Origin of the sequence: uncultured Roseovarius sp. (genome assembly GCF_913054395.1) — a bacterium.
Taxonomy (GTDB): Bacteria; Pseudomonadota; Alphaproteobacteria; order Rhodobacterales; family Rhodobacteraceae; genus Roseovarius.
Window position 1 is genome coordinate 1 of record NZ_CAJXIP010000262.1, and the last position, 2,219, is coordinate 2,219.

At 60.2% G+C, this 2,219-nt stretch carries 2 protein-coding genes and 1 pseudogene; 1 reads left to right on the forward strand and 2 read right to left on the reverse strand.

Translation table 11 applies throughout. The features are described 5' to 3' along the window. Nucleotides 1–125 precede the first annotated feature (125 nt). On the reverse strand, nt 126–512 hold the full coding sequence (locus QZ522_RS19040; RefSeq protein WP_294615350.1) for a hypothetical protein: 387 nt from the start codon (nt 510–512) through the stop codon (nt 126–128). Between the two features lie 66 nt (nt 513–578). Continuing rightward, complete coding sequence (locus QZ522_RS19045; protein WP_294615352.1) at nt 579–923, reverse strand: UvrD-helicase domain-containing protein; 345 nt, start codon at nt 921–923, stop codon at nt 579–581. A gap of 50 nt (nt 924–973) precedes the next feature. Here QZ522_RS19045 and QZ522_RS19050 point away from each other — a divergent pair. Further along, nucleotides 974–1,987: pseudogene (locus QZ522_RS19050) on the forward strand (IS5 family transposase). Nucleotides 1,988–2,219: the final 232 nt, after the last annotated feature.

Consider the following 2,219-nt stretch of genomic DNA (forward strand, 5'->3'; position numbering starts at 1 on the left):
ACGGCAACCACTTCTGCACAGCTCGGATCTCGGTCGTCCTCAAATAGGGTCATCAGCGCTGCGACGCCCGCCCGTACCGCGTCGAGGCCAGTGACCCGGCCCCGTGCCCTAGCCGGATACCTCTCTTATCGACCAGCAGGGAGCCGTTGCGCAGCACCGCCATTGCTTTGTGTCGTCACCAATGGCAAGACCCGGTGGGTGAAAAGCCGCATTGCAGGCAACGTGCCATCACGAAACCCGTCCTTGAGCTTGTCAGGCTTGCTCAGGGGCTCAAACAGCTCGCTGAAACCAAGACGCGCGGCGGCCATGTGACGCTCGATTGTGAGGGTCTTAATCGCCTCCGCGTCCTGCCATGCAGAGTCTTTGGTGATGCGGGCCATTTCTGCCCTGGTCCAAGCTTCATAGGCCTCGCGATCCGTGCCCTCGCTTGGCGCAAGAAAGACCCGCACAGTGCCACTCGGTTTGTCTTCGCGCGCGCTGCTGGCGGCCATCATCGTCGCGCCGGATCGCATTCGCCAGGTCCACAATCCGCGCGCGGCTGCGGTGGTTCATCTGTTTGGCCGGTTGCGCGAAGTCCCCTACCCGTTGGTCAAGATCCGCAAACCATCGGTGAAAATGCGCTGCATCGTGTCCCCGAGCAGCCCTAGGGCGATGCGGCCGCGGTGGCGCGCCTCGAAGGCCAAAAGCGCTTCCATTAAAGGTTTCATCGTATCCTGACTCTCGTCGATCAAGATGAACGGGTAGCGCGCCAGAACGATGTTCTGGAACGTCTCGCTTTCCGTCAGAAAATGCGCGGCGAGCGCAATGACCTCGGTATGTTGCAGCGCATCGCGGCCGAAATTGTCCCCTTCGGGTGCGTAGGTGAAGGTGCGGATCTCGGCCAGGCGCTCCAGCCGCTTTGTCTTGGAGGGGCTCTGTTGCACAAATCCTTTGAGGGATTCATCTCGTGCATCCAGCGTGGTAGCTGGGCTGCATGAGCAGACCGACACCCCCAACCTACAAGACCAGAAACTGGCCAGCCTACAATAAAGCGTTCAAGCGCAGAGGTTCTCTGACAGTCTGGTTCGACCCCGAGATGAGCTGGGACGCCGTGCCGACAGGATGACGCGGGCGGCGGCAAACCTACAGCGATACGGCCATCCAGACATGCCTGACGATGAAGGTGCTGTTCGGTATGGCGCTCCGACAGACGGCCGGGTTCGTCGAGAGCCTGTTGCGTTTGATCGGTTTGAACTGGGCGGTGCCCGACTTCAGCACGCTATCGCGCCGCCAGAGAACGCTGGCCGTGAACGTCCCGTATCGTGGCTCTCACGACCCATTGCACCTGCTGATCCCCTCTCGGGACATCACTTCGTGATGCCCTGCCGGGCAGTGGACAGCACCAGTATCAAGGTCGAGGGTGAAGGAGAGTGGAACGCAGGCAAGCATGGTGGGCCCAAGCGGCGGGTTTGGCGCAAGATACATCTTGGGATCGACGAACAAACGCTGGAGGTTCGGGCCGTGGAGATCACCGGGCGCCACATCGGTGATGCGCCGGTGCTGCCAGATCTTCTGAACCAGATCCCGACGAACGAGACGATCAGCAGCGTCACCGCAGACGGCGCCTATGATACTCGCAAATGCCACGATGCCATCGCTGACCGCGGCGCCCATGCCGTCATCCCACCCCGCAAAAACGCCAAGCCGTGGAAGACCGTCACCGCGGGTGCCGTGGCCAGAAACGAGGCCCTGAGAGCTTCGAAATACCTCGGCCGCGCAATCTGGCGAAACTGGAGTGGTTACCACCGCCGGAGCCGCGTCGAGATCACCCTCTCGGGATCATGCTTTGCATAACCCTGCCGGGCAGCGGATGCATTGCGTTAAACTGCTGGGGCAGCGCCTCATGGCACGGGACTTTGACCGGCAGGTCGCGGAAGTCCAAATCCGCATCGCCGTCATGAACGGCTATACGGAGCTCGGCATACCCATTACCGAGGCCGTGGGATAAGCCCGTCCAGGGAAAGGGGAACTCTGTCTATCAGTGGATTTGTGCAACAGAGTCGGGCCAAGAACTTCCCGGCTCCAAACTCCGCGATTAGATCTCTTTGATTAGTATCTTCCCAAAGCTTCAAGTGTCGCAGGGTGCTTAGTATACTCAAGATAGTATTCTGGGAAAGCTTGGAACGCAGCTCAACGGTGACAAAGAGTGTTGTCCAGTAGTCTGGCAGGCCAGCCTCGTT